Below are 21,001 nucleotides of genomic sequence, written 5' to 3'. Positions count from 1 at the left end.
TTTTCAAGGAAATCACTTGAGAGTTTGTGGGATTATCTACATTAGGTTCTGAACAAAAGGCTGTAGGAGCTTTTTTGGTTTTTCTTTTGTGTTACATCTGATACCGCTCAATTATTAAAAGTGTTAAACAGCTTATATGTGGTATCAGGGTGGTTGCGGAGATAAGAGAAAAATTTATTTTTTGGGAGCCCGTCCAGCTAAAGGTAATCAGCTATCATAGCCACTAGCCATATGGATAGGCAAACAAACTCCGCCATCGATGGCGGGTTGAAAGAAGTACTTTGCGGTGTCGGCGCACCCAAGGAAGTAGTTATGCATACTAAACGGAGATAACCACCTTTGAAGAGTGATAACAGGTTTCAATTAAATTGCTCATTAAAAGAAGGGTTGAAAGTAGAAGGCCCTGCAAAAACCCCATTAGTACATTATGCCGGAATCGCAGCTATTATATGTGCGGTATCACTGCTTGCATATGTGTTATTTCCGAACGGGCTCTCCTGATGCTTAACTGGTTACATCAGTGATGTACATAAAATCCAGCGACGTAATTGCTACGCGCATTGCTGTTAGCTTTGCAAAGAAAGTAGAGAGTAAGCGAGTGCCTAATATTGCGCGAAGCTTTTACCTGTTTTGGGTGACGATGCTTCACACTTTTTCAAACTTACGGATAAGTGCTTGCGTTGAGGTGTTGGGTATAAATAAAAAACGCGAGCTTGGGTGCGACTCGCGTTTTATTTTTAAAAGATTATTTAATAATTAAATCAGTCTGTTACCTCATAGTAACAAACTCCTCGGAGCCGGTTGGGTGTATCGCGACTACCGAGTCAAAGTCTGCTTTGGTTGCGCCCATCTTCATTGCAACGGCGAATCCTTGGATCATCTCATCTACGGCAAAGCCGATGCCGTGTAGACCCACTACGGTTTCTTCTGGGCCTGCGCATACAAGTTTCATGCGACACGGTTGGCGGTGCTGAGTGACCGCGGTGTACATTGCAGCAAAGGTAGAGGTATAGACCTTGATGTTGTCTTTACCGTACTTTTCTTCCGCTTCTGGCTCTGTTAGGCCAATGGTGCCAATTGGTGGGTGGCTAAAGACGACGGTAGGGACTAAGTCGTAATCCATTTTTGCGTTTGGCAATTCCGGATTGAATAGGCGCTCGGCTAGCATTCGACCTGCTTTCACGGCAACAGGAGTCAGCTCTATGCCACCATCCATAATATCACCGAGCGCGTAGATACCTTTGGCTGTGGTGTTTTGCCATTCGTCGACTTTAATATGGCCGCTAGACGTGGTTTCTACATCTGTCGCAGCGAGGTTGATAAGATCTGTCATTGGTTCACGGCCAATTGCCCAGATCAGTTTGTCTACGGTGTAAGACTCACCATTTTCAAGATGTAAGGTGACTGAGCCATCTTCTTCTTTAGTCACTGACTGTGGCACTGCGTGAGTGTGCAGCGTTGGACCTTCTTTTTCCATTACCTCAGTTAAGGTTTCAACCAAGATAGGATCAAAGTTACGAAGTGGAGCGTGCTTACGAACAAATAGGTGGGTTTCTGTGCCCAAGCTGTGCAATACGCCCGCAAGCTCTACCGCGATATAACCCGCGCCTACAACCGCTACGCGGCGAGGTTGCTCTTTAAGCTCAAAGAAACCGTTTGAATCGATACCATGCTCAGCGCCTGGAATATTAGGGATCGTTGGGCGGCCACCGACGGTAATATTGATATGATCGGCAGTGTAGTGCTCACCATTGACTTCAATGGTGTTGTTATCAACAAACTTAGCAAAGCCATTGATCACGGTGACGCCATTTTTTGCTAGGTAGCCGTTGTAACCTTGGTGAATACGGCCAATGTAGGCTTCGCGACTTTCTACCAGCTTACCCCAATCGAAGTTCTTTAGTTCAACATCAAAACCATAATCTGGTGCGTATAGTTTAATGGCTTCAGCAACTTGAGCGCCGTGCCACATCGCTTTTTTTGGCACGCAGCCCACGTTTACACAAGTACCGCCTAAGTGCTTTGCTTCTATTAATGCCACTTTGGCACCTCGCATCGCCGCTCGGTTTGCAGATGCGATCCCGCCACTACCGCCACCGATTGCGATATAGTCAAAATGTTGAGCCATAAAAATTCCTCGCCAATTATTTGTTTTGCTTAAACCCTACTACTTTATATTAAGTAAATAGCAAAAGTGCACAACCGAAGACCGATATTAAGCAAAAATCTGTTCAGATACTTGTAAATGCGGTCATTCACCCTTATTTCAACCTCAATATTAGATTAGAAAATAAAGAGCGTGCCCATGAGTAACCCATTAATCGGGCTAGAAGGATTACCTCCTTTTTCGAAAATTAAGCCTGAACATATTGTTGAAGCATTAAAATCTGCCATCGCGCACTGTCGTGAAACTATCGACACTGTTTTAGCGCAATCGAATTATACTTGGGACAACTTTGTACTACCGCTAGAAGAAGCGGACGATAAACTTAGCCGCATGTGGTCGCCGGTATCGCATATGCACTCAGTGGTCAATTCAGAGGCGCTGCGCAAAGCGTATGATGAGTGTTTGCCATTAATCTCTGAATATTCGACTTATTGTGGCCAACATCAAGGGCTATATGAAGCCTATAAAGCAGTAAAAGAGTCAGCTGAGTTTGGTCGCTTATCGATTGCTCAGCAAACGTCGGTGGATAATGCACTGCGTGATTTTCAACTTTCTGGTATTGCGCTTGAAGCTGCGAAGCAAAAGCGCTATGGCGAAATTGTGGCACGACTGTCGGAGCTGGCATCAAAGTTTGGCAACAACGTAATGGATGCCACTCAGGCATGGCAAAAACATATTACTGATGAGTCTGATTTAACTGGGCTACCTGAATCTGCCTTGGCACTTGCCGCTCATACTGCCGAATCCAAAGGATTAGAGGGCTGGGTATTTACGCTAGATATTCCTTCTTACCTTCCTGTGATGACTTACGCAGATAGCCAAGCGCTCCGTGAAGAGGCTTATCGTGCGTTTGTAACCCGTGCTTCGGATCAAGGGCCTAATGCTGGCGAGTTTGATAACTCAGCGATTATGCATGAAGCGCTTACGCTTAGACACGAACTGGCTCAGTTACTTGGCTTTTCTAGTTTTGCAGAAAAATCACTGGCAACCAAAATGGCTGAGACGCCAGAGCAAGTATTTAAGTTTTTAAACGACCTTGCTGCTAAGTCAAAACCACAAGCCGAGCAAGAAGTGGCTGAACTACGAGAGTTTGCGAATAAAGAACACGGTGTAAGTGAGCTAAAACCTTGGGATTATGCATATTATGGCGAAAAGTTAAAACAAGCTAAGTATGCGATTTCTGACGAGGCACTGCGCCCTTACTTCCCTGAGCATAAGGTACTTGCCGGTTTATTTGAAACCGTAAATCGCCTGTTCGGGATCCGTGTGAGTGAAGTCAAAGACGTTGATACTTATCATCCAGACGTACGCTTTTTTGCTATTCACGATGATAAAGGTGAGTTGCGTGGTCATTTCTATCTCGACCTATATGCCCGTGAACATAAGCGTGGTGGTGCTTGGATGGATGACTGCATGGGCCGAAAAGTACGCGCAAATGGTGAGTTGCAGACTCCTGTCGCTTATCTAGTTTGTAACTTCAATAAAGCTGTTGGTAATAAACCTGCGCTATTTACCCATAATGAAGTAACCACTTTATTCCATGAGTTTGGTCACGGTATTCATCACATGCTAACGCAAGTGGATGCAGCGCCAGTTGCTGGTATTAATGGTGTGGCATGGGATGCGGTTGAGCTGCCAAGTCAGTTTTTAGAGAACTGGTGCTATGAAGAAGAAGCGTTGAACTTCATTTCAGGGCACTATGAAACGGGTGAGCCGCTACCAAAAGAAATGTTAGACAAGTTACTGGCAGCAAAGAACTTCCAATCAGCCATGCAAATGCTACGTCAGTTGGAGTTTTCGTTGTTTGATTTTCATATTCACGCAGACTTTGAGCCAAATACGGATTGCCAAATTCAAGCAACGCTCAATGCGGTGCGTGAGCGTACTGCGGTTGTTAAAGCGCCTGATTTTAATCGCTTCCAGCATAGCTTTAGCCATATTTTTGCTGGTGGCTATAGCGCGGGCTACTACTCTTATAAGTGGGCAGAAGTGCTGTCTGCGGATGCGTTTTCTAAGTTTGAAGAAGAAGGGATATTTAACCCGCAAACTGGGCGTGAATTTATGCATCACATTCTTGAAAAGGGGGGATCAGAAGCGCCGATGATACTGTTTACTCGCTTCCGTGGTCGAGAGCCAAAAGTAGATGCGTTGCTGCGCCACAGCGGGATCGCCGCCTAGTTATATTTCCACTCCAAGCGCCTTCTTCTGAAGGCGTTTTTTTTGTCTTAGAAAGTGTGACTTTTTGTTAGCAAATTCAATATCTCTGACTATTCTATAAAGATATGAATTAATAGGGAAAGCCACATGACGAAACTGGTTCTTGCCATTGATGATGACAAACTCGTCCATCACATTGTTGATGAGGCGCTATCGCGTACGTGCAAAATATTACATGCGAAAAATGGCGAGGAAGGCTTACGGTTGGCTAAAAAATACCGTCCGGATATTATTTTGCTTGATGTCGAGATGCCTGGACTGTCGGGCTTTGAGGTATGTGAGCAACTCAAAAAACTAGAGGACACCACTGAGATCCCAGTTATGTTTTTGTCTTCTCGTGCCGATATTTCAGAGCGAATGCGGGGCTACAACGCCGGCGCTGCCGACTACATAGTCAAACCCTTTAACGCCGAAGAATTGCTAGCGCGTATTAATGTTCTTGATGACTACAGAAAAACCTCGTCGCAGCTCAAACAAGACGTACAGCGCGCCCAAACCACAGCCGAAATAGCCATGACCGACTCTGGTGATATGGGTCGTATAATGCGCTACGTTGGGCAATCGTATCACGCGCATGACCTCAATACTTTGAGCGCTCATTTTTTAGAGTTTTTTATGCCGATGGAGCTCGATGTTGCGGTGGCCTTTTGGTATCACCAAGACGCGATGTTTTACTCCAGTGAAGGGGCGATTCAACCGATAGAGCAAGAGTTATTTGAGAAACACAAAGATGGCAGTCGCTTTGTTGATTTTGGTCGCAGAACTATCATTAACTATCCTAAAGTCTCTTTACTGATTAAAAACATGCCAGTGGACGATGTTGCGGTTTATGGTCGCTATAAAGATCTGTTTCCGCACATACTGGAAGCCACTGATGCCAAAATCAGAGACATGGAAGTCAGTGAAGATGCGCTCAATAAAGTGGAACATATCGGGCAAGTATTTGCTGAGCTGAGCGATCATTTAAGCGGCGTTGGCGATCATTACAGTGGTAAAGTTGCTGAGTTTCAGACAGTGCTAGAAAGCGACAAGCTTGCAGTCTTAGAGTCAAGTGAAAGAGAACGGTTGCAAGAGCTCTATGAGCATTTCACTTATTTAAGCGATGAGCTAACCATAATTAAATATAAGTTAGGAGAAGTGACTGAGGTACGCCAGCAGCTTATAGAGAGTTTAAACAAAATAGCGAAACCTTGGGGTGAGGATGAAGTGGCGTCGCAAGCAGATATTGAACTGTTTTAAGTCACTGGATAATCAAAGACACTAGAAAGGGAAAGGGGTATACTGCCACGGTTGGTAACCCTTGGGAGCTTAGCTTGTATATTCACACCCCTTTTGAAGAAAACAGATCCTACCTAGATACGCTAACTAAGCTGTTTAATTTATCCGCCCTCACTATTAACGAGGCGGAGTTTCAATTGGTCTATGATGAACTAGGCTTACAGTTATTCAAAAAAGATGAACCAAAGCTCGGCGCTATTCGTGTTGATTTTGTGACTGGCGCAGTTGCTCATCGACGCAAATTTGGTGGTGGTAAAGGACAAGCAATTGCAAAAGCTGTGGGCTTAAATAAAGGTGCTGTGCCTACAGTATTGGATGCAACTGCGGGACTTGGACGCGATGCCTTTGTGCTTGCGTCTATGGGTTGCAAAGTAGTGTTACACGAGCGTAACCCGATAGTCGCAGCGCTGCTATATGACGGCTTGCAACGCGCCTATCAAGATGCTGAAATTGGCGAATGGGTGCGGTCAACTATGCGGCTGGAGTTTGGCTCCAGCCATGACTTGCTAGAGCAAGCGGGTTGGCGTCCGGATGTAGTATATCTTGATCCTATGTTTCCGCATCGTGAAAAGTCAGCGCAAGTGAAGAAAGAAATGCGAGTATTTCAAGACTTAGTTGGCAATGACTTAGATGCGGACGCACTTTTGCCTTTTGCTTTGCAGTTAGCCACTAAAAGAGTTGTGGTAAAACGTCCAGACTACGCTGGCTTCTTAAATGATAAAACGCCAAGTATGCAAATAAAAACCAAGAAAAACCGCTTTGACGTTTATGTTAATGCCGCGATGAAATAGCACACCACTACCTGATTTAATTTTGTGCAGTAGATATCTAGATGGATATACGCAAAAAGTATGGTTTTGTACTATTGTACAGAAAAGGTAACAGATTTAATCAAGTTGTCATAAATCCTTAATACTCTTGCGGAGCATTTTGATTAAGGGGTTGTGATTCTATGCGCGTGTCTACTTTTACTCGGTTATTGGCAATATTACTGACGACAGCGAGTATTCTACTTGGGGCGAGTCTGTTTTGGGCAAGCCAAGTGTTAACGGAGCTTGATGTGCAAGACGCCGCTTACAATCAAGTTAAAAATGCGGTGATCATCGAGCTTGAGGGTACAGTAGAAGATTACTTGAGTGCGGGCGATAGCCAGTATTTAAGTAAGGCTGATGAGCAAATCAAAGCATTACAGCAAAGTGTGGAGCGGTTACCACCAGCGCTTGCTGAGCAACTTAAAACTAAACTCACACAACTACAACAAGATATTGCAGGTAAATACCGAGCACTCGGCAAGCTCTCAGGTAATGAACTTGCGCTGTTGGATAATGCGCTTAGGCAAATGTCAGGTTCAGCATCGAGTCTCGTTAAGTACGCAATTAAAGCACAAGATAGTGCTGCCAAAGAATCCTACTTTAATCTCGCTTCAGACTACTTTAGCGAAGTCTCGAATTTGAGCTTATATACTTACCAATTAGTTATGGCTTACGAACAGCAGACCGAGCAGAGTTTGATGTCGAGCTTAAGCCGTTTGCAGGATATTGCCGCGCGAATAGACCGACTCGAAAACTTAGGGGTAATGAGTGAGGTAGACGAAGACGAGCTATTTTTAGGTGCCGAAGCCGAAGACTTAGCGCTAGAAATAAAAGCAGAGCTTGTGAGCTGGCCTAAACGTTATGCCCGCGACTTAGAAAATACCTTGCAGCAGTCCAAACAACGCCAAGCTGGCATGCTGGCACTGCGAGGTGATATTAAAGCAATCTCAGAGAATATCCTACAAGCAGAGACCAACTTAAAAACAGAGCAGGCTGACGTAAAAACCAATGTGTTTATGCTGTTTGGTGTGGCCATTGGGTTACTCGTACTGCTCGCAGGTGGTGTCTATTTTGTGCAGTTCAATCAAGTATTAACTCCGCTAAGACAACTACGCGATGGCTTCGCTCAGCTTATCGAAAGCAATGAATTACGTAATATTGAAAGTAAAAACCAAGACACTGAAATTGGCGAAATTGCGAGTTACTTTAATCAGTTAATTGATAGGCAGCGAGCAGAAGCGGACGAACGCTCAGAAATGCTGAGTGTGATAAATACCTTTATGGAAGAGATGAACACTAACTTGGCGCAGATCTCTGCACAAGCTGGAAACACGTTTGAGCAGGTGGAGCAAAACCAAGCACAGCTTGACTCGCTTAAAGCGCTTGGGGCAGATGCCAATCAAATCAACGCACAAGTTGCCGACAATGCCAATAACACCTTTGAAGCAATGACACAAAGTGTGTCCTATGCGGATGCTATGTTGAGCGCTTCATCTACCACGCAAAAGCGGGTAGAGCAGGGATTAGAGAGCTTAAATGAATTACTTAATGGTGTTTCAGATGTGAGTAAAGTGATTGACATGATCAGCTCCATCGCAGAACAAACAAATCTACTCGCGCTCAACGCAGCGATTGAGTCGGCGCGCGCAGGAGAGCATGGCCGCGGGTTTGCGGTCGTTGCGGATGAAGTACGAAAGCTTGCACAGCAAACACAAGCCTCACTGACTGATATTCACCAGCAATTAAATGTTTTGAGTGATAACTCAAACAAAGTATCGACACAAATCTCGGCTTTGGCAGATGAGGCACAGCAGCAAACAGGCCATGCACAAGAGTTGAAACGCAACTCAGAAGGTGTGGCAGAGAGCGCACAGAGCGCCAACCAAGTTGCCGCCCATGCAATGGATCTTGCCAATCAGCAATCAGATCTCTTAGATACCTTTGGCCACGCCATGGATAGCATGAAAGGTCAGGTTAATAGCTCACATGAGCAAGTGCAACAAATCCAGCAAAGCCTTAAAGAAAAAATGCGGGAGATCAGGGGGACTTTAGGTTTGCAGTAATCAGGATTGTGCCGTAGGTCGAGATTTATCTCGACAGCATAAGCTGAAACGTCGGAGCCGCTTCACGCGGCGAGCAGTTAAAAGCTCGCGAGGTGAACTCGCTCCCACAAACTAAACTCGAAATAATTAAAAAAGGCCGCAAATGCAGCCTCTCGTTGGGGAAAGAAGACTCAATCAGAGCCTACTAAATTTTGCTTATGGCTTGTACTGCGCGTCTAACGTTAGGCCAGAGAACGTACGGTAAGCATTAACACTTAGGTGCCATGTACCCGCTTGCGGATTAGTGATTACACAAGTCTCGGTATTACCATTTTCATATGGACGACAGTCATAGCTGCTTGTTGTAGGTTGTGAGCCAAACTTAACGAATAAGTCAGCGTCACCTGAGCCACCAAATGTTTTCACGGTGAAGTCGCTCATACCCTCTGGTACTTCGATAGTGTAATGAACCCACTGGCCGCTTGAAGCTGAAATATCTTCAATTGTACCGCCACCTGCTTGTGGACCACCTGTGCTAGAGCCCGAAGTTGCCGCAACTAAACTTACGCCTGAATAAGCTTTATAGCCGTTAATCATTACATGGTATGTACCAGCTTGAGGTGCGTCAAAGCTACAAACTTCGGCATTACCGCCTTCATATGGGCGACAGTCATAGCTGCCTGAAGTTGGTTGACTGCCAAGTTTTACATAAAGGTCAGCATCACCTGTTCCACCGCTCATGGTGAAGGTCACATTGGTTTTACCAGCGGGTACGTCAAAAGTGAAAAATTGATTGCTGCCAGCCGCGCCGCTTAGACCCGTTTTTGCAACGCCATCTTCAAGCGTATTACCTGTAGGTGGTGTGACAACATCGCCTAAAGCTTCATTTACCGCAGCGGCTGCATCAACAACACCAGTACCACAGTTTGAACAGCTACCAGCGAAGCTACGTGTAGTGTTTTTCAAGATAGTTTCTACTTCGTCAGGCGTAGCAGATGGTTTAGCTTGCTTGATTAGCGCAGCAACACCCGCAACGTGAGGTGCCGCCATAGACGTACCTTGTGAGTAATGGTAGCTATCATTTGAAGGTGCACCAGAGCCTGAGTTATGCGTAGACAAGATACCTTCTGGATCATCAGCAAAACTTTGCGCGCCACCCGGAGCGGCAACGTCGATGTTTGCACCATAGTTTGAGTAGTAAGCACGGCTACCATCACGACCTACAGATGCTACGTTTACTACGCCATTACAGTTACCTGGGTTGTAGTTTGCTGAGTTATCGTTATCGTTACCTGCCGCAATAACAATGACTGTACCGTTGTTACGTGCTTGGTTGATTGCATTTTGTGTGGTTGCGCTACATGCACCGCCACCACCTAAACTCATGTTGATAACATCAGCAGGGTTAGCATTTGCAGGCACACCAGATACCGAGCCGCCAGATGCCCAAATGATGCCGTCAGCGATATCAGACGTTAAACCACCACATTTACCAAGAACACGTACAGGCACTACTTTAGCGTCGTATGCAACACCAGCTACACCTTCACCATTATTTGTAACCGCAGCAACTGTACCCGCTACGTGTGTACCATGCCAGCTTGAGTCTTGATCCGCGCGTGGAACAGGTTGACCTGAAGAGTCTGTTCCACATTCACCACGAGTGACTGCATCACCAGGGTCACGAGCATCGTTGTCACGTGCGCCACCATCGTTAGCAACAAAGGTATTAGAGATCATGTCATAGCCAGGCAGAATGTTGGCATCTAAGTCTAAATGTGGGCGATAACCTGTATCTAGTACCGCAACTACCACACCTTGACCTGTTGCTTTATCCCACGCTGCAGGGGCATTAATACCAGCAGCAGCTTCGTAGTAATGCCATTGATCGTTATAACGAGGATCGTTAGGCGTTGCGAATGGCTTTAGCATTTGGTCAATTTCGATGTATTCAACATTACCAGAAGCCATCACTTCGTTCATGAATGCTTGTGCTTCTTTTGCTGATAGCTTTTTGTCAGCACGCATAACGTGGTGATTGCTAAGAGCCATTGGGCGTACGTACTGAGCGCGAGCACTCGCTTTACTGCTCTTAAAGCCTTGTACAAAGCTTTCTGCACGTTGTTGCATTTTAGCAGGAGCAAGATCCGTAGCTGAAAGGCCCATCATTTGCGAACCAGCATCTTTGTACTTGATGATGAACTGTGTACCAAGCGTGCCTTGTGATGATAGTTTTTGTGCCGTTGCTGCAAGCGCTGCATCTTGGCCGATTGATTGTGCTGGTGCGGCTGTAACTGCTGTTGCAGTGAATAATGCGCTCACTGCGACGCTTAGTGCAGCGCGCTTAAAGTTTTTATTGATTGTCATAATGTTTCCCTAGTTTCTAACTTGTTGTTCAGCTGTTAATAAAAAGCTGATGGTCAGTGAAAGTAAACTCCTAGTTAAAAAAAAGAAAGCGCTGTTTTGTTATTTGCACTAATTTTTTAGTTATATGTGGATGGATAAATGGCTATAAAAAATTCTTACTGTATTGTTTTTAATCGATATTTTTCATTTTTGTGAGAGGGTGAATAAATTTCAGTTACATTGTAAATGACTGTAAACAAAATAGTGTTTTTAACTTTGTGAAGCATTTGTAGCTAATAGAGTGGAGACTTTCTTAGTGTTAAAGGTTGGTTTTTTTGTTGTTCTAGTTGTATTTTCTTATTTTTGAGGTTTTAAGAAATGATAGCGCTGACATAATGTTTACAAGTGTTTAAAAGGTATACGAGTGGCTATTGATATTCGTAGCTGTGATTAGATAAAGAATCTAGCATCTTATGTTTTGGTAACATTGAGCTGATGTAGTAGCTGGTATCAATACTGGTTTTACTATGTGATGCACTGTTTAAACGAACTTGCCGAACCGCAGTGCGATCTCGACAGCTTACTGCCTTGGCATGCTAGCCTCAGTGATATTTAACGGTGAAGTGCGATTTAGTGATAAACACAACAGCAGAGCTATAGCCAAACTGTTGTGTTTAGAGTGTGTTGTATGGAGGATATGGAGATATTACAAAATTATTTTTGCAGCCGGAGCTACTTCCAGCACAGCAGTGTATTGAGCTCCTTTTGCTGAATTAACAACACCATCACTGAGTTTACTCTGCACTTTCCTTACACCGACCCCACCGTAAGTACCACCAAAATTAAAAAAACCGAAAATATAATCATGAGGGAGGATTTGGTTACTATCTGTAGGTGCATAAAAGCCATCAGATGGATAATATTGTTGGACAATCCATCCAACCCCTTTTTTGGCTAGTTGCAGTATATTTTCCCAAGAGGACTGTGTTGTGAACTTACCTACATAGACATGATCACCGCCTAACAGGCCATCACGCTTGATGACCCAATTATCTTTGTTAGCAATAAACTTCGTGTCTTCAATCTGCGATTCAGTGCCTATCAAAGAGAGTAATTCAGAATTTAGATGATATGTTAACGGGATATATTTACTAACTAACCTTGCTTCCCGTTCATCTAAACGGTTTTGGCCTAGTAAAAAATGAAGATTCGCAAAACAGGATTTATGTCCAGTGCTTAGGTCAATCGGATTATCAGGGAAAAACAGTTTATTATTTCTATGTAATATGGTTAAGTCTAATATTCTCTTTTCGTTGAAATCAAAGTTGAAAATAGGGACATTGACAATATCAATTTGCACTCCATCAATAGTAGCCCTTTCAGCATCAACTTGAAGTTTATCAAAGTTAATATCGGTCACGATATTAAGGTTAAGGTCCAATTGATTGATAACTTGGGTAAAAAAGTTTAATGACTCTTTACATAGTTCGTTTTCGTTTTCAAACTCAAATAGTAAGTTTAAAGGGCGACCGATATCACCAAGCTTTTCTTTGGCCATTCTTTCCGTTTGGATCAGATAACAGTCTAAGATTTGAGTTATTTCTAGTTTGTTGCTTCCACCCACAATTTGACGGTAAAGGTCTGTCAGGTGGTAAAGATGCCAACCACCAATATTTGTGCCCGCGTTAAACTCGACTAGTTTCAACATATTGCGAGTTATCAAAGCATCATAACGTCCCACCATAAACTGTCCGGCTGGCAAGTTAGGGTCTAGTTGATTGAACCACTCAATAGGTACTTTGTACTGTGCTTTAAATACAGCAGGGTACTCACGAGCTAGTATTACCATTGATTTAAACAAGAGGTCGGATATCTTCTTTACTACCTCTATCATGTCGTTTTTGGTTCTGCTATCAATGATAACGGGCCAAGGTGAAACAGATGCTCGCAACTGTTCATAGCTTTTAGGGATCTCGCCGCTCCGGATCGCTTGGGTTTGCTCTTCGATACGTTCAGGCGCGTTTAACATTGTTTTTATAAATTCAGCGTTACTGTTAGCGAGCGCTTTATGATTATCTAATAATTCCATTCTTTAGTCTCCTTTGAGTGATACTACAGAGTTAGAAAAGCTGGTGGCGCAACACCACCAGTAGACTTTACTCGTAACGCAATGCGTCAATAGGTTCCATTTTCAGTGTGCGCTTGATTGGGACCATCACGGCAATAATGATGATCAAAGTTATAAACAGAGGAATAGCCGCAAATATTGCGGGATAAAGCTCAACTAATCCTGATTGTTGTAGTGCGTGATTTAGCGAGACCCCTGCTGGGATCCCTGCGATTAGCCCTATGATTAGTAGGGCACTCGCGCCTGCTAAGAAGTGTTTGGCTATGTTGGCATCATTCGCACCTAGAGCGCGCCGGATCCCTACTTCTTGGGTTTTCTGACCGATAGAGTGAGACATCACACCATAAATACCGGTAAATGCGAGCACCACAGAGGCCACTGCAAATGCAGTAAATAACAAGCTAAGGAAGTCAATGAATGCTAAGCGTCGTTCTTTTAGCCTTTCACTCGTAACATATCGATACGGAGCGACATGGTTGGAGTCTTGCTTGAATGCCTCTGAAGCAATGAGTTCGGTTAATTGGCTAGGAGGCAATGATGACTTCAACACCATAGTTAAAAAACTTACGGGGTTTTGATCCATACTTAGGAATATGCTAGCTCGCGCTTGAGCACGACTAGAAGGTGCGCCATGAATGACATCGTTAACTAGACCGATGATTAGGTGCCAGTCGTGATTGCCTTCACCATCAACAATACGAACCTTTTTACCCATGTAATCACCCTCAGGGAAGTGCTGGTTGGCAAAGTTTTGTGTGATGATGGCAACTCGCTGAGAATTTTCTCGGTCACTAGAGTCAAACAACCTTCCCTCAAGTAATCGAATACCCATAGTGTCAAAGTAGTCTGTACTGACTGAGTTAACTTCTGTTTGAGGGTATTGGTGATCAGGGCCTACCTCAGTGCTTTCTAAGGCGAATTGGCGCCAGTTAACCCAAGTTAACGGTAGCATTTGGGCATAAGAAACCTGCTCGATTGCTGAATTTTGCTCCAAGACATTTTCCATTCTGCGTAAATAATTGAGTTTTCCTTGCACAGAAGCATAGGCCTCCACTTCATTTGGAAACTCTACCAAGGCTGTGAAATAGCCTTCCATGTCAGCACCGTAATTCATGGTGTTTTTATCATGAACTGTGTACATTAGCGCAATTGAAGGAATAAGCAGCGCGCAAGACAAGCAAACTTCCAGGATGATAATGGTACGGCTCAAATGTGCGGAAAGTTTGCTTTGTGCACCACGCGTACCGTCACGTAATGCTGCGTTGATATCGGAAAAAGCTGAACGTAAAGCGGGTAACACACCAGTAATAATGGCGGTGATAGCTGTGATAATTATAGCCATCACAATCGTACTGGTCGTTAATGAAAATTGCCACCACATTGGGGCTTCGCTTGCTTTATAGGATTTGCTCAGCTGCTCGAGACATATCCCGATACCAACATTGGATAAAATAAGAGCAAGCAAACCAGAGAAAAAGCAAATAAGTACACTTTCCATGAGCACATGGCTGAATAGACTTTGACGAGTAGCGCCCACAGCTGCTCGAATAGCGATTTCTTTTTTTCGGTCTAGTGCTCTAGAGAACATCAGATTAGCAACGTTGATCGAAGATAAAAGCAGTATGAGTACGACGCAAATTTGCATCGGTAAAATCATGTTGACTGGAAGGGGCAGCCAGTTTTCTTGGAAGGTAATGACCTCAGCATTGACCTTAGCGTTTAGGCGTGGGTGAGCGGCTCGAATAGTATTTAAGATCTGACCTATATCAGATTGGGCTTGTTCGTTATTAATATTGGTTTTTAGTCGGCCATAGACACTTACCATGGGAGCCTGATCTCGAGGTATCCCATTACCCGTGGTTTTCAATGGTAAATATAAATTACCAGAGTTAGGGAACCGGATATGTGGGATAACACCCACAATTCGGTAGGGTTCCTCACCAACCATCAGATTTTGACCGACGACGTTAGGATCTGAGGAAAATGAAGCGCGCCACATTTTCTCAGTAATGAGAATTACATTTGAAGAATCAGGTGCCAAGTCGCTTACTTGGAAAGTTCGTCCAAGTAAGGGTTTAATCCCAGTGATATCGAAAAACTTGTTGGTTACGTGAAAGCCTTGTTCTTGATAGACTTTACCACCTTGGCTAAAAGTGTAGTTAGCGCCGCTATAGGCGTCAAAAACTTCGAAGCTAGTTTGGCTGCGACCCATATCTTCGTAATCATGGATACGAAAGCCTCCCCAGTTGACTCCTTTGTTTGATACTAACCTAATACGCTCACCGTTATCAAATGGCAGGTCCACATGTAGGGTATTGTACAAAAAGCTGAACATAAAAATGCACAATGTCAGGCCAATTGTCATTACACCAACGGTTAAAGCAGAAAACTTTAGATTGTGCCTCATTGAGCGCATAGCAAATAACGCATCATTTAATATAGTCATGGTATTCTTCCTTTAGGCGTATTGCTGCTCTAGGACTTGTTCGTCTGTGACAAGCTTGCCATCAAGAATATGTATCACCCGCTGCGCTCGTTCAGCACCGCGAGGATCGTGAGTAACCATACAAATAGTCGCACCCTCTTTGTGCAGTTTATCAAGCAGATCCATCACTAGCTCGGCATTTTTCGAATCAAGGTTACCTGTGGGTTCATCGGCTAACAGAATTGAAGGTTCACCAACAATGGCCCTAGCAATTGCTACGCGTTGTTGCTGACCACCCGATAGTTGACTGGGGTGATGCTTGGCGCGATGCAACATGTCGACTTTTTCTAATGCACTGGCAACTTTCTTCTCCCGATCGGCTTTGGAGATATCTTGGCGGTAGGTGAGTGGTAGAGCAACGTTTTCAGCTACAGTTAATTCACTGATCAAATTGAAGGATTGAAAAATAAACCCGACCTCTTTATTTCGAATATGTGCACGTTGGCTGGAATCCAGATCCGTCACATCATGTCCGTTCAAGTGATACTGCCCTGAAGTGTGTGTATCAAGTAGCCCTAAAACTGACAAAAGTGTCGATTTCCCACAACCTGAAGGGCCCGATAGAGAAACATATTCACCAGCTTCAATTACCATATCGATGTTTGCTAGAGCGTGAGTATCGACTTCGTCTGTCGAAAATACTTTATTTAGACCTGTGAGTTTTATGAGTTCTTTCACGATGATATTTCCTGATTTTTAATTATTAAATTTAATCGTTGATGTTGTTGTTTAATTGACCCCGAAACCATCCTGCGGGGCCGATAATGAGCTATAAAATAGATACCTTGTTAAAGGTCGCGAAGTCCGTTGTTTCAGATACAATGATTTGATCGCCTGCCTTCAAGCCCGAGATAACCTCTATTTCCAAGCTTGATGCGACGCCAAACTGTACTTTCACTTTTTCAGCTTCATTCGTTTTACTATTTATCTTGTATACATCTAAGACATTATTCGCTTTGGAAAACGCCGGTCGACGAACAAATAAAGTATTGGGTTTCTCTGTGATCAAAATTTCTCCATTAATGGATAAATCAGGACGAGCTTCATCGGGTAACAAGGATGTGAGTTCTACTTCAATCAAGACCGTACCGTTGGTCACAGCTGGGTCGATACGCGTTACCGTGCCTTCAATTTGGTTAAAGCGAGTGTCAACAATGGCTCGTTGCCCTATAGCTAAGGCAGAGGCACTGAGCTCAGGGATTTGCAACTCGGCAATAAGATCATCTTTGTCGGCAATGCGGGCAATGTCGCTACCAACAACAAGTTGCTGTCCAACATCTAACCCCATGGTTTGCAAGATTCCATCGACAGGGGCTCTGACCTCCAATGAAGCCACTTGAAATCGTGCACGTTCTAAAGCTTTCTTTTGACGGTTTAGGCGAGCTTCTTGAGCTGAATACTCAGCCTCAAGGTTTTTTTCTAGTTGTGACAGCAGGTTTTTATCGAGTTCGAGTGTAGTTTCAAAGTGAGAAACTTGCATTTTCCGGCTTTCATAATCAATTTTGGAGACCGTTGCGTTACCTTTGCTGATTAGTTCCTTTTCAGCTTCTAAACGAATTTTCTCCACTGAATACTCCATTTGATTTCGCATCATCAGGCCTCTCATCTCCATCAAACGCGTTTGGTGCTGGACTTTAAGGGCTGCTGCTTCCTTCTCCATCGCTTCAACTTCCCATGCTAGCTCTTCGGTTTGCTGCACCAGCTCAGGGTTTTCCAAACGTACGATCACTTGACCTTTTTTAACTTCAGCCCCTGCTCGGAGAAAAATACGCTCGACTCTGCCAGCAACAGTACTAGCGACTAGTCGCACATCTTTGGGAGCTAAGACTCCCGGTCCTGCGACTTTAATGGAGAAATCTCCTTGACGTACTTGGCCCGTAAGGATGAGATCAGAATCTACACTATGGGCACTGATACGCAGGTTAGAGAGTGCGAACACAGAGAGTACTGCGAAGGTCAAGATGGCAGATATAATTACTGCCTTTTTTTTATAAAATGGCGCAGTTTTCTTTTTTATGATGTCCATTAATTATTCCTTTCTACAAAAAAAACATAGGGCCAATTTCATCAAGCGCTGCAAAGAATGAGCGTATATCGTCACTGGTGTTATACATGTATGCAGAGACTCTGATTACCTGTCCACTGGTTTGCGCACTCACGAATGGTTGTGCGCAAAGATGACCATGTCGGCAGACGATGCCGTAGGTGTCGCTCAATATTCTGGCTATGTCATCAAGCTCATCGACTTGTTTTATTCCCAAGCTTAATACCGCCCCTCGATCAGTGTTTGGATTGCCAATTACTTGGAGATAGTCTCGCTCTTGAGCCATATTTAGCATCAAAGTGGACATCTCTCGATCATGTTTTTCCAACTGTTCAAAACCGATTTTATTGAGATAGTCAAGTGTTGCCCCAAAACCGTAGGCACCTGCAATATCAGGTGTCCCTGCTTCATAGCGATGAGGTATTTTTCGTAGGCGATAGTGTTCGGTGTCGACCCAATCGACCATACCACCGCCGACGCTCATTGGATCAAGAGTTTCAAGCATGTCCTTGCGACCATATAGAATACCAACGCCAGTAGGGCCTGCCATCTTATGTGCTGAGAATGCTAAAAAGTCTATGTCGAGTTTACGTACATCAATTTTGCGATGAGGAATAGACTGAGCTGCGTCAACAACAACAATTGCACCTGCTTCTTTTGCTGCTTTAGCCATTTCTTCGAGTGGGTGGTAAATACCAGTCACATTTGAACAATGGCTAATGGCAACCACTTTTGGACTTTGCTTCAGTAATTGGTGAAAGTGATCCATGTCTAACATTCCGTTATCAGTAAACTTGACCATGTCCACAGAAGCATGCTTCATCCAAGGTAGTAAGTTCGAATGGTGAGCATCAGACAGTACCAATACCTTATCTTCTTTTGTTAGATTTAGGCCTGTTGCGACTAAGTTAATAGCAGCAGTGGTGTTGCTGAGCATCACGACTTCATTCCCTGAACAGTTGATGAGCTCCGCTACTTTATATCGACATGACTCAAAACGACTAGATACTACTTCCAGCATATAACTTTTTCCGCGATGGACATTGGAGGAAATACCAAGATAGTATTCGCTCATCGCATCTACCATCGCCTTGGGCTTCAAGGTTGTTGCCGCATTGTCAAGGTAAGTCACCTTTTGGTTATCCACATTGACATTGAGTCCAGGAAAATCTCCCGCCACTAGGTTCGCGAGTTGATTGATTGTTGATTCATCAGTTAGATACATTGTTGTAGCCTCCTTTTACAGCTTGAAATTTCCCGGAACGCTCTGCGGGTATGTAGTCGAGCAGCATGACGTTGACGTCGATGTTTCTGCCCAGTTGTTGCTTGAATGCTTCTATAATTGGTTTCTCTGCACCTGAGCTGTAGCCATCATTGACTATCATGCGCAACACAAATTCGTCATTGTCGATTTGTTCTAGCTGGTATACATCCAGCCAATCTGGAGCTTGAATGATTTGATCGAACTCCCAAGGAGACATGACGGGCTTATGTTGTTGTGTAATAAAATGTGTTGCTCGACCAAGCATGTTAATTCGTGTGCGGTCACTGCCACATTCACAGGTTCCCTGGTAATAGCGCACCATATCGCCAGTCATATAACGAATATGAGGACAAGCACCCTGGTCAATACTGCTAATACACAGTTCAGCATTTTCGCCTACAGCTGCGGGGTGGCCATGTTGATTGATAAATTCAAAGTAAAAGCTATCGTCGTTAAGATGTAGATGTCCAGCTGGACAACTCATGCCAATCCAGCCCATTTCTGAAGAGGAGAGCAACTCTGCAAAATGAGTTTGCGATGAAAAGTGCTCTGTTATCTGACGACGAGTGACAAGGTTGGCCGCCGAGTAAGATGTAACGACTGGAATATCAGGCAACGTTTTACCTTGCTTCTTGAAATTGCGAATTAAGAAGCTGAAATGAGTTGGATCGACGTAAAAGAGATCCGGCTGATACTCTAATACTTCATTGATGGCCTGATCAATCATTTTTTGTGAGGTTGTCATCAGGTCGTGGTAGACCGGCAATACTAGCGTTTTATCTGGCAACAGACGGTCTTCAAGCGCACTGTTTGGGTTGGCGCACTCAACGTCTGAACAGTTCGGTGCAGCGTAACGACATATTTTTCTGCCCTGGCGATGAAAAGCATTACCCACCGCGGGGTGAGACTTAGAACAAGACATCGCTCTTTGTAACAGCAACATCCCGATTTCTACTGTCGTTAAACGTTCTCCAGCGGTGCCAGAGCTGTTAGATTTTGTTAGCATGGGGTGGTTGAGTGTAAAACCTTTGGCTAACACACCAATTGGAAAGCTTTTGCGATAATCTACTTTATAGGTAAACGGCAGTGCGCTTACATCATCAGCAGTCTCGATAGTTTGTGGGGTGACACCAATCTCATCCAGCTTGCGTTTATAGTGCTGCACATTGCCATAGGCATAACGGATTTCTTTAATGACATTCTGTAAATTGTCCATAATCTTTGCCTTATTTGGTTTTTATTGTGTCTAACACGTTAAATGGCCTAGTCATACCTACTAAGGTCTGACGTTCTCCGCTAAAAGGCATGCGGCCATGGCTATAAAGCATGTTATCTAGCAACATTAAGTCCCCTTTCTGCCAAGCGAAACTGATTTTACTTTCTTCGTAGACTGTTCTAATCGTATCAATCACTTCATCTTCAATAGGAGTGCCGTCGCCATAGTATGTATTACGGGGTAAGTTTTCGATTCCAAACGAGCTAAGTAGAGCGCTTTTCAATTCAGGCTCAAGGGTCGATACATGAAATAGATGTGCCTGATTGAACCATAACGTTTCGTTGCTAACGGGATGTTTACAGACCGCAGGAAGTATTTGTTTGATACGAAGTCCATTGTCGCCTATCCACTCAAGCTGTACTTCATTCTCTAGGCAGTACTTTTCGACTTCAGATCGGTCTTCAGTACAGAACACTTCTTGCCAAGGTAGATCTACATTAGAGAAGTTACGAACATACATGACACCTTTTTTAGCGAAATTATCGCGAATCGATTCAGGAATTCTGCGGTATATTTCGCGACTATCTGCTATGGGAGTTTCGCCTCCATGTTCAGCAGGTAGCATAGAGAAAAAGCCTAGTCGCATTGGCCATATATTTGTGTAGGCTTGCTCATTGTGCTGTTGGATCAGTTGGTCCGAATGATATTCTGTTGCGGTATAAACATTACCACGAAGCTCTGTGCGTGGCGTGGAACGATGGCTATAGGAAATCAGGGGCTCTCCAAATAGCGTCTCTAGAAGCTGACCAAACTGTCGACTGGATGAAATACGCAATCCTCTTAGTAGCAGCGCACCTTGGGTTGCGAGCCAAGTTTCTATTTCATCAACATGAGTGGCAGCCCAATCCTTTAGTGTCATCTCAGCCTGATCTACATTGAGTAGTAGGGCATTGCCTTGAACGTCCATGACGTTCTCAGTGATATTTAATTGTGTTGTCATTA

At 44.1% G+C, this 21,001-nt stretch carries 13 protein-coding genes; 4 read left to right on the top strand and 9 right to left on the bottom strand.

The annotated features are described in order from the left end of the window. Window positions 1–769: 769 nt before the first annotated feature. On the bottom strand, window positions 770–2,128 hold the full coding sequence (gene gorA, locus NH462_RS08315) for a glutathione-disulfide reductase (protein ID WP_017219075.1): 1,359 nt from the start codon (window positions 2,126–2,128) through the stop codon (window positions 770–772). Window positions 2,129–2,305: 177 nt separating this feature from the next. On the opposite strand from gorA, the gene prlC reads away from it, so the two are divergent. From prlC to NH462_RS08295, 4 genes are all read left to right on the top strand, one after another. After that, complete coding sequence (gene prlC, locus NH462_RS08310) at window positions 2,306–4,345, top strand: oligopeptidase A (RefSeq protein ID WP_253105382.1); 2,040 nt, start codon at window positions 2,306–2,308, stop codon at window positions 4,343–4,345. Window positions 4,346–4,471: 126 nt separating this feature from the next. Beyond that, window positions 4,472–5,623, top strand: coding sequence for a response regulator (locus tag NH462_RS08305; protein ID WP_017219077.1), 1,152 nt, complete (start codon window positions 4,472–4,474; stop codon window positions 5,621–5,623). A 131-nt stretch (window positions 5,624–5,754) separates the two neighbouring features. After that, entirely contained in the window at window positions 5,755–6,453 is a 699-nt protein-coding gene (locus NH462_RS08300; protein WP_086009251.1) for a class I SAM-dependent methyltransferase, read from the top strand. 161 nt (window positions 6,454–6,614) lie between these two features. Beyond that, a complete protein-coding gene (locus tag NH462_RS08295; RefSeq protein ID WP_010376773.1) occupies window positions 6,615–8,537 on the top strand; it encodes a methyl-accepting chemotaxis protein in 1,923 nt (640 codons plus the stop codon). Window positions 8,538–8,732: 195 nt separating this feature from the next. On the opposite strand, the gene NH462_RS08290 is transcribed toward NH462_RS08295, so the two are convergent. From NH462_RS08290 to NH462_RS08255, 8 genes are all read right to left on the bottom strand, one after another. Next, entirely contained in the window at window positions 8,733–10,883 is a 2,151-nt protein-coding gene (locus NH462_RS08290; protein ID WP_253105380.1) for a S8 family peptidase, read from the bottom strand. Window positions 10,884–11,568: 685 nt separating this feature from the next. Then, on the bottom strand, window positions 11,569–12,951 hold the full coding sequence (locus NH462_RS08285; RefSeq protein ID WP_253105378.1) for a hypothetical protein: 1,383 nt from the start codon (window positions 12,949–12,951) through the stop codon (window positions 11,569–11,571). Window positions 12,952–13,018: 67 nt separating this feature from the next. After that, the gene (locus NH462_RS08280; RefSeq protein WP_253105376.1) at window positions 13,019–15,436 is read right to left on the bottom strand and encodes an ABC transporter permease; all 2,418 of its coding nucleotides are present in this window, start codon (window positions 15,434–15,436) and stop codon (window positions 13,019–13,021) included. 12 nt (window positions 15,437–15,448) lie between these two features. After that, entirely contained in the window at window positions 15,449–16,153 is a 705-nt protein-coding gene (locus tag NH462_RS08275) for an ABC transporter ATP-binding protein (RefSeq protein WP_253105374.1), read from the bottom strand. Between the two features lie 91 nt (window positions 16,154–16,244). Next, window positions 16,245–17,501 (bottom strand): HlyD family efflux transporter periplasmic adaptor subunit, encoded by a 1,257-nt coding sequence (locus NH462_RS08270; protein ID WP_253105370.1) that lies wholly within the window; start codon window positions 17,499–17,501, stop codon window positions 16,245–16,247. 13 nt (window positions 17,502–17,514) lie between these two features. Next, the gene (locus NH462_RS08265) at window positions 17,515–18,744 is read right to left on the bottom strand and encodes an aminotransferase class V-fold PLP-dependent enzyme (RefSeq protein ID WP_253105368.1); all 1,230 of its coding nucleotides are present in this window, start codon (window positions 18,742–18,744) and stop codon (window positions 17,515–17,517) included. Beyond that, entirely contained in the window at window positions 18,731–19,999 is a 1,269-nt protein-coding gene (locus NH462_RS08260; protein WP_253105366.1) for a phenylacetate--CoA ligase family protein, read from the bottom strand. Before NH462_RS08260 ends, NH462_RS08265 begins: the two co-directional genes overlap by 14 nt. 10 nt (window positions 20,000–20,009) lie before the next feature. Beyond that, window positions 20,010–20,999, bottom strand: a complete 990-nt coding sequence (locus NH462_RS08255) for a TauD/TfdA family dioxygenase (protein ID WP_253105364.1) — start codon at window positions 20,997–20,999, stop codon at window positions 20,010–20,012. Between the last annotated feature and the right edge of the window lie 2 nt (window positions 21,000–21,001).

The organism is Pseudoalteromonas sp. OANN1 (assembly GCF_024124685.1).
Lineage (GTDB): Bacteria > Pseudomonadota > Gammaproteobacteria > Enterobacterales > Alteromonadaceae > Pseudoalteromonas > Pseudoalteromonas piscicida.
This window is presented reverse-complemented; position numbering and strand designations above follow the sequence as displayed.

Bases quoted from the DNA above. Each gene is read 5' to 3' on its own strand.
- gorA (WP_017219075.1), bottom strand. From the start codon at position 2,128: ATGGCTCAACATTTTGACTATATCGCAATCGGTGGCGGTAGTGGCGGG.
- prlC (WP_253105382.1), top strand. From the start codon at position 2,306: ATGAGTAACCCATTAATCGGGCTAGAAGGATTACCTCCTTTTTCGAAA.
- NH462_RS08305 (WP_017219077.1), top strand. From the start codon at position 4,472: ATGACGAAACTGGTTCTTGCCATTGATGATGACAAACTCGTCCATCAC.
- NH462_RS08295 (WP_010376773.1), top strand. From the start codon at position 6,615: ATGCGCGTGTCTACTTTTACTCGGTTATTGGCAATATTACTGACGACA.
- NH462_RS08290 (WP_253105380.1), bottom strand. From the start codon at position 10,883: ATGACAATCAATAAAAACTTTAAGCGCGCTGCACTAAGCGTCGCAGTG.
- NH462_RS08285 (WP_253105378.1), bottom strand. From the start codon at position 12,951: ATGGAATTATTAGATAATCATAAAGCGCTCGCTAACAGTAACGCTGAA.
- NH462_RS08280 (WP_253105376.1), bottom strand. From the start codon at position 15,436: ATGACTATATTAAATGATGCGTTATTTGCTATGCGCTCAATGAGGCAC.
- NH462_RS08270 (WP_253105370.1), bottom strand. From the start codon at position 17,501: ATGGACATCATAAAAAAGAAAACTGCGCCATTTTATAAAAAAAAGGCA.
- NH462_RS08265 (WP_253105368.1), bottom strand. From the start codon at position 18,744: ATGTATCTAACTGATGAATCAACAATCAATCAACTCGCGAACCTAGTG.
- NH462_RS08260 (WP_253105366.1), bottom strand. From the start codon at position 19,999: ATGGACAATTTACAGAATGTCATTAAAGAAATCCGTTATGCCTATGGC.
- NH462_RS08255 (WP_253105364.1), bottom strand. From the start codon at position 20,999: ATGACAACACAATTAAATATCACTGAGAACGTCATGGACGTTCAAGGC.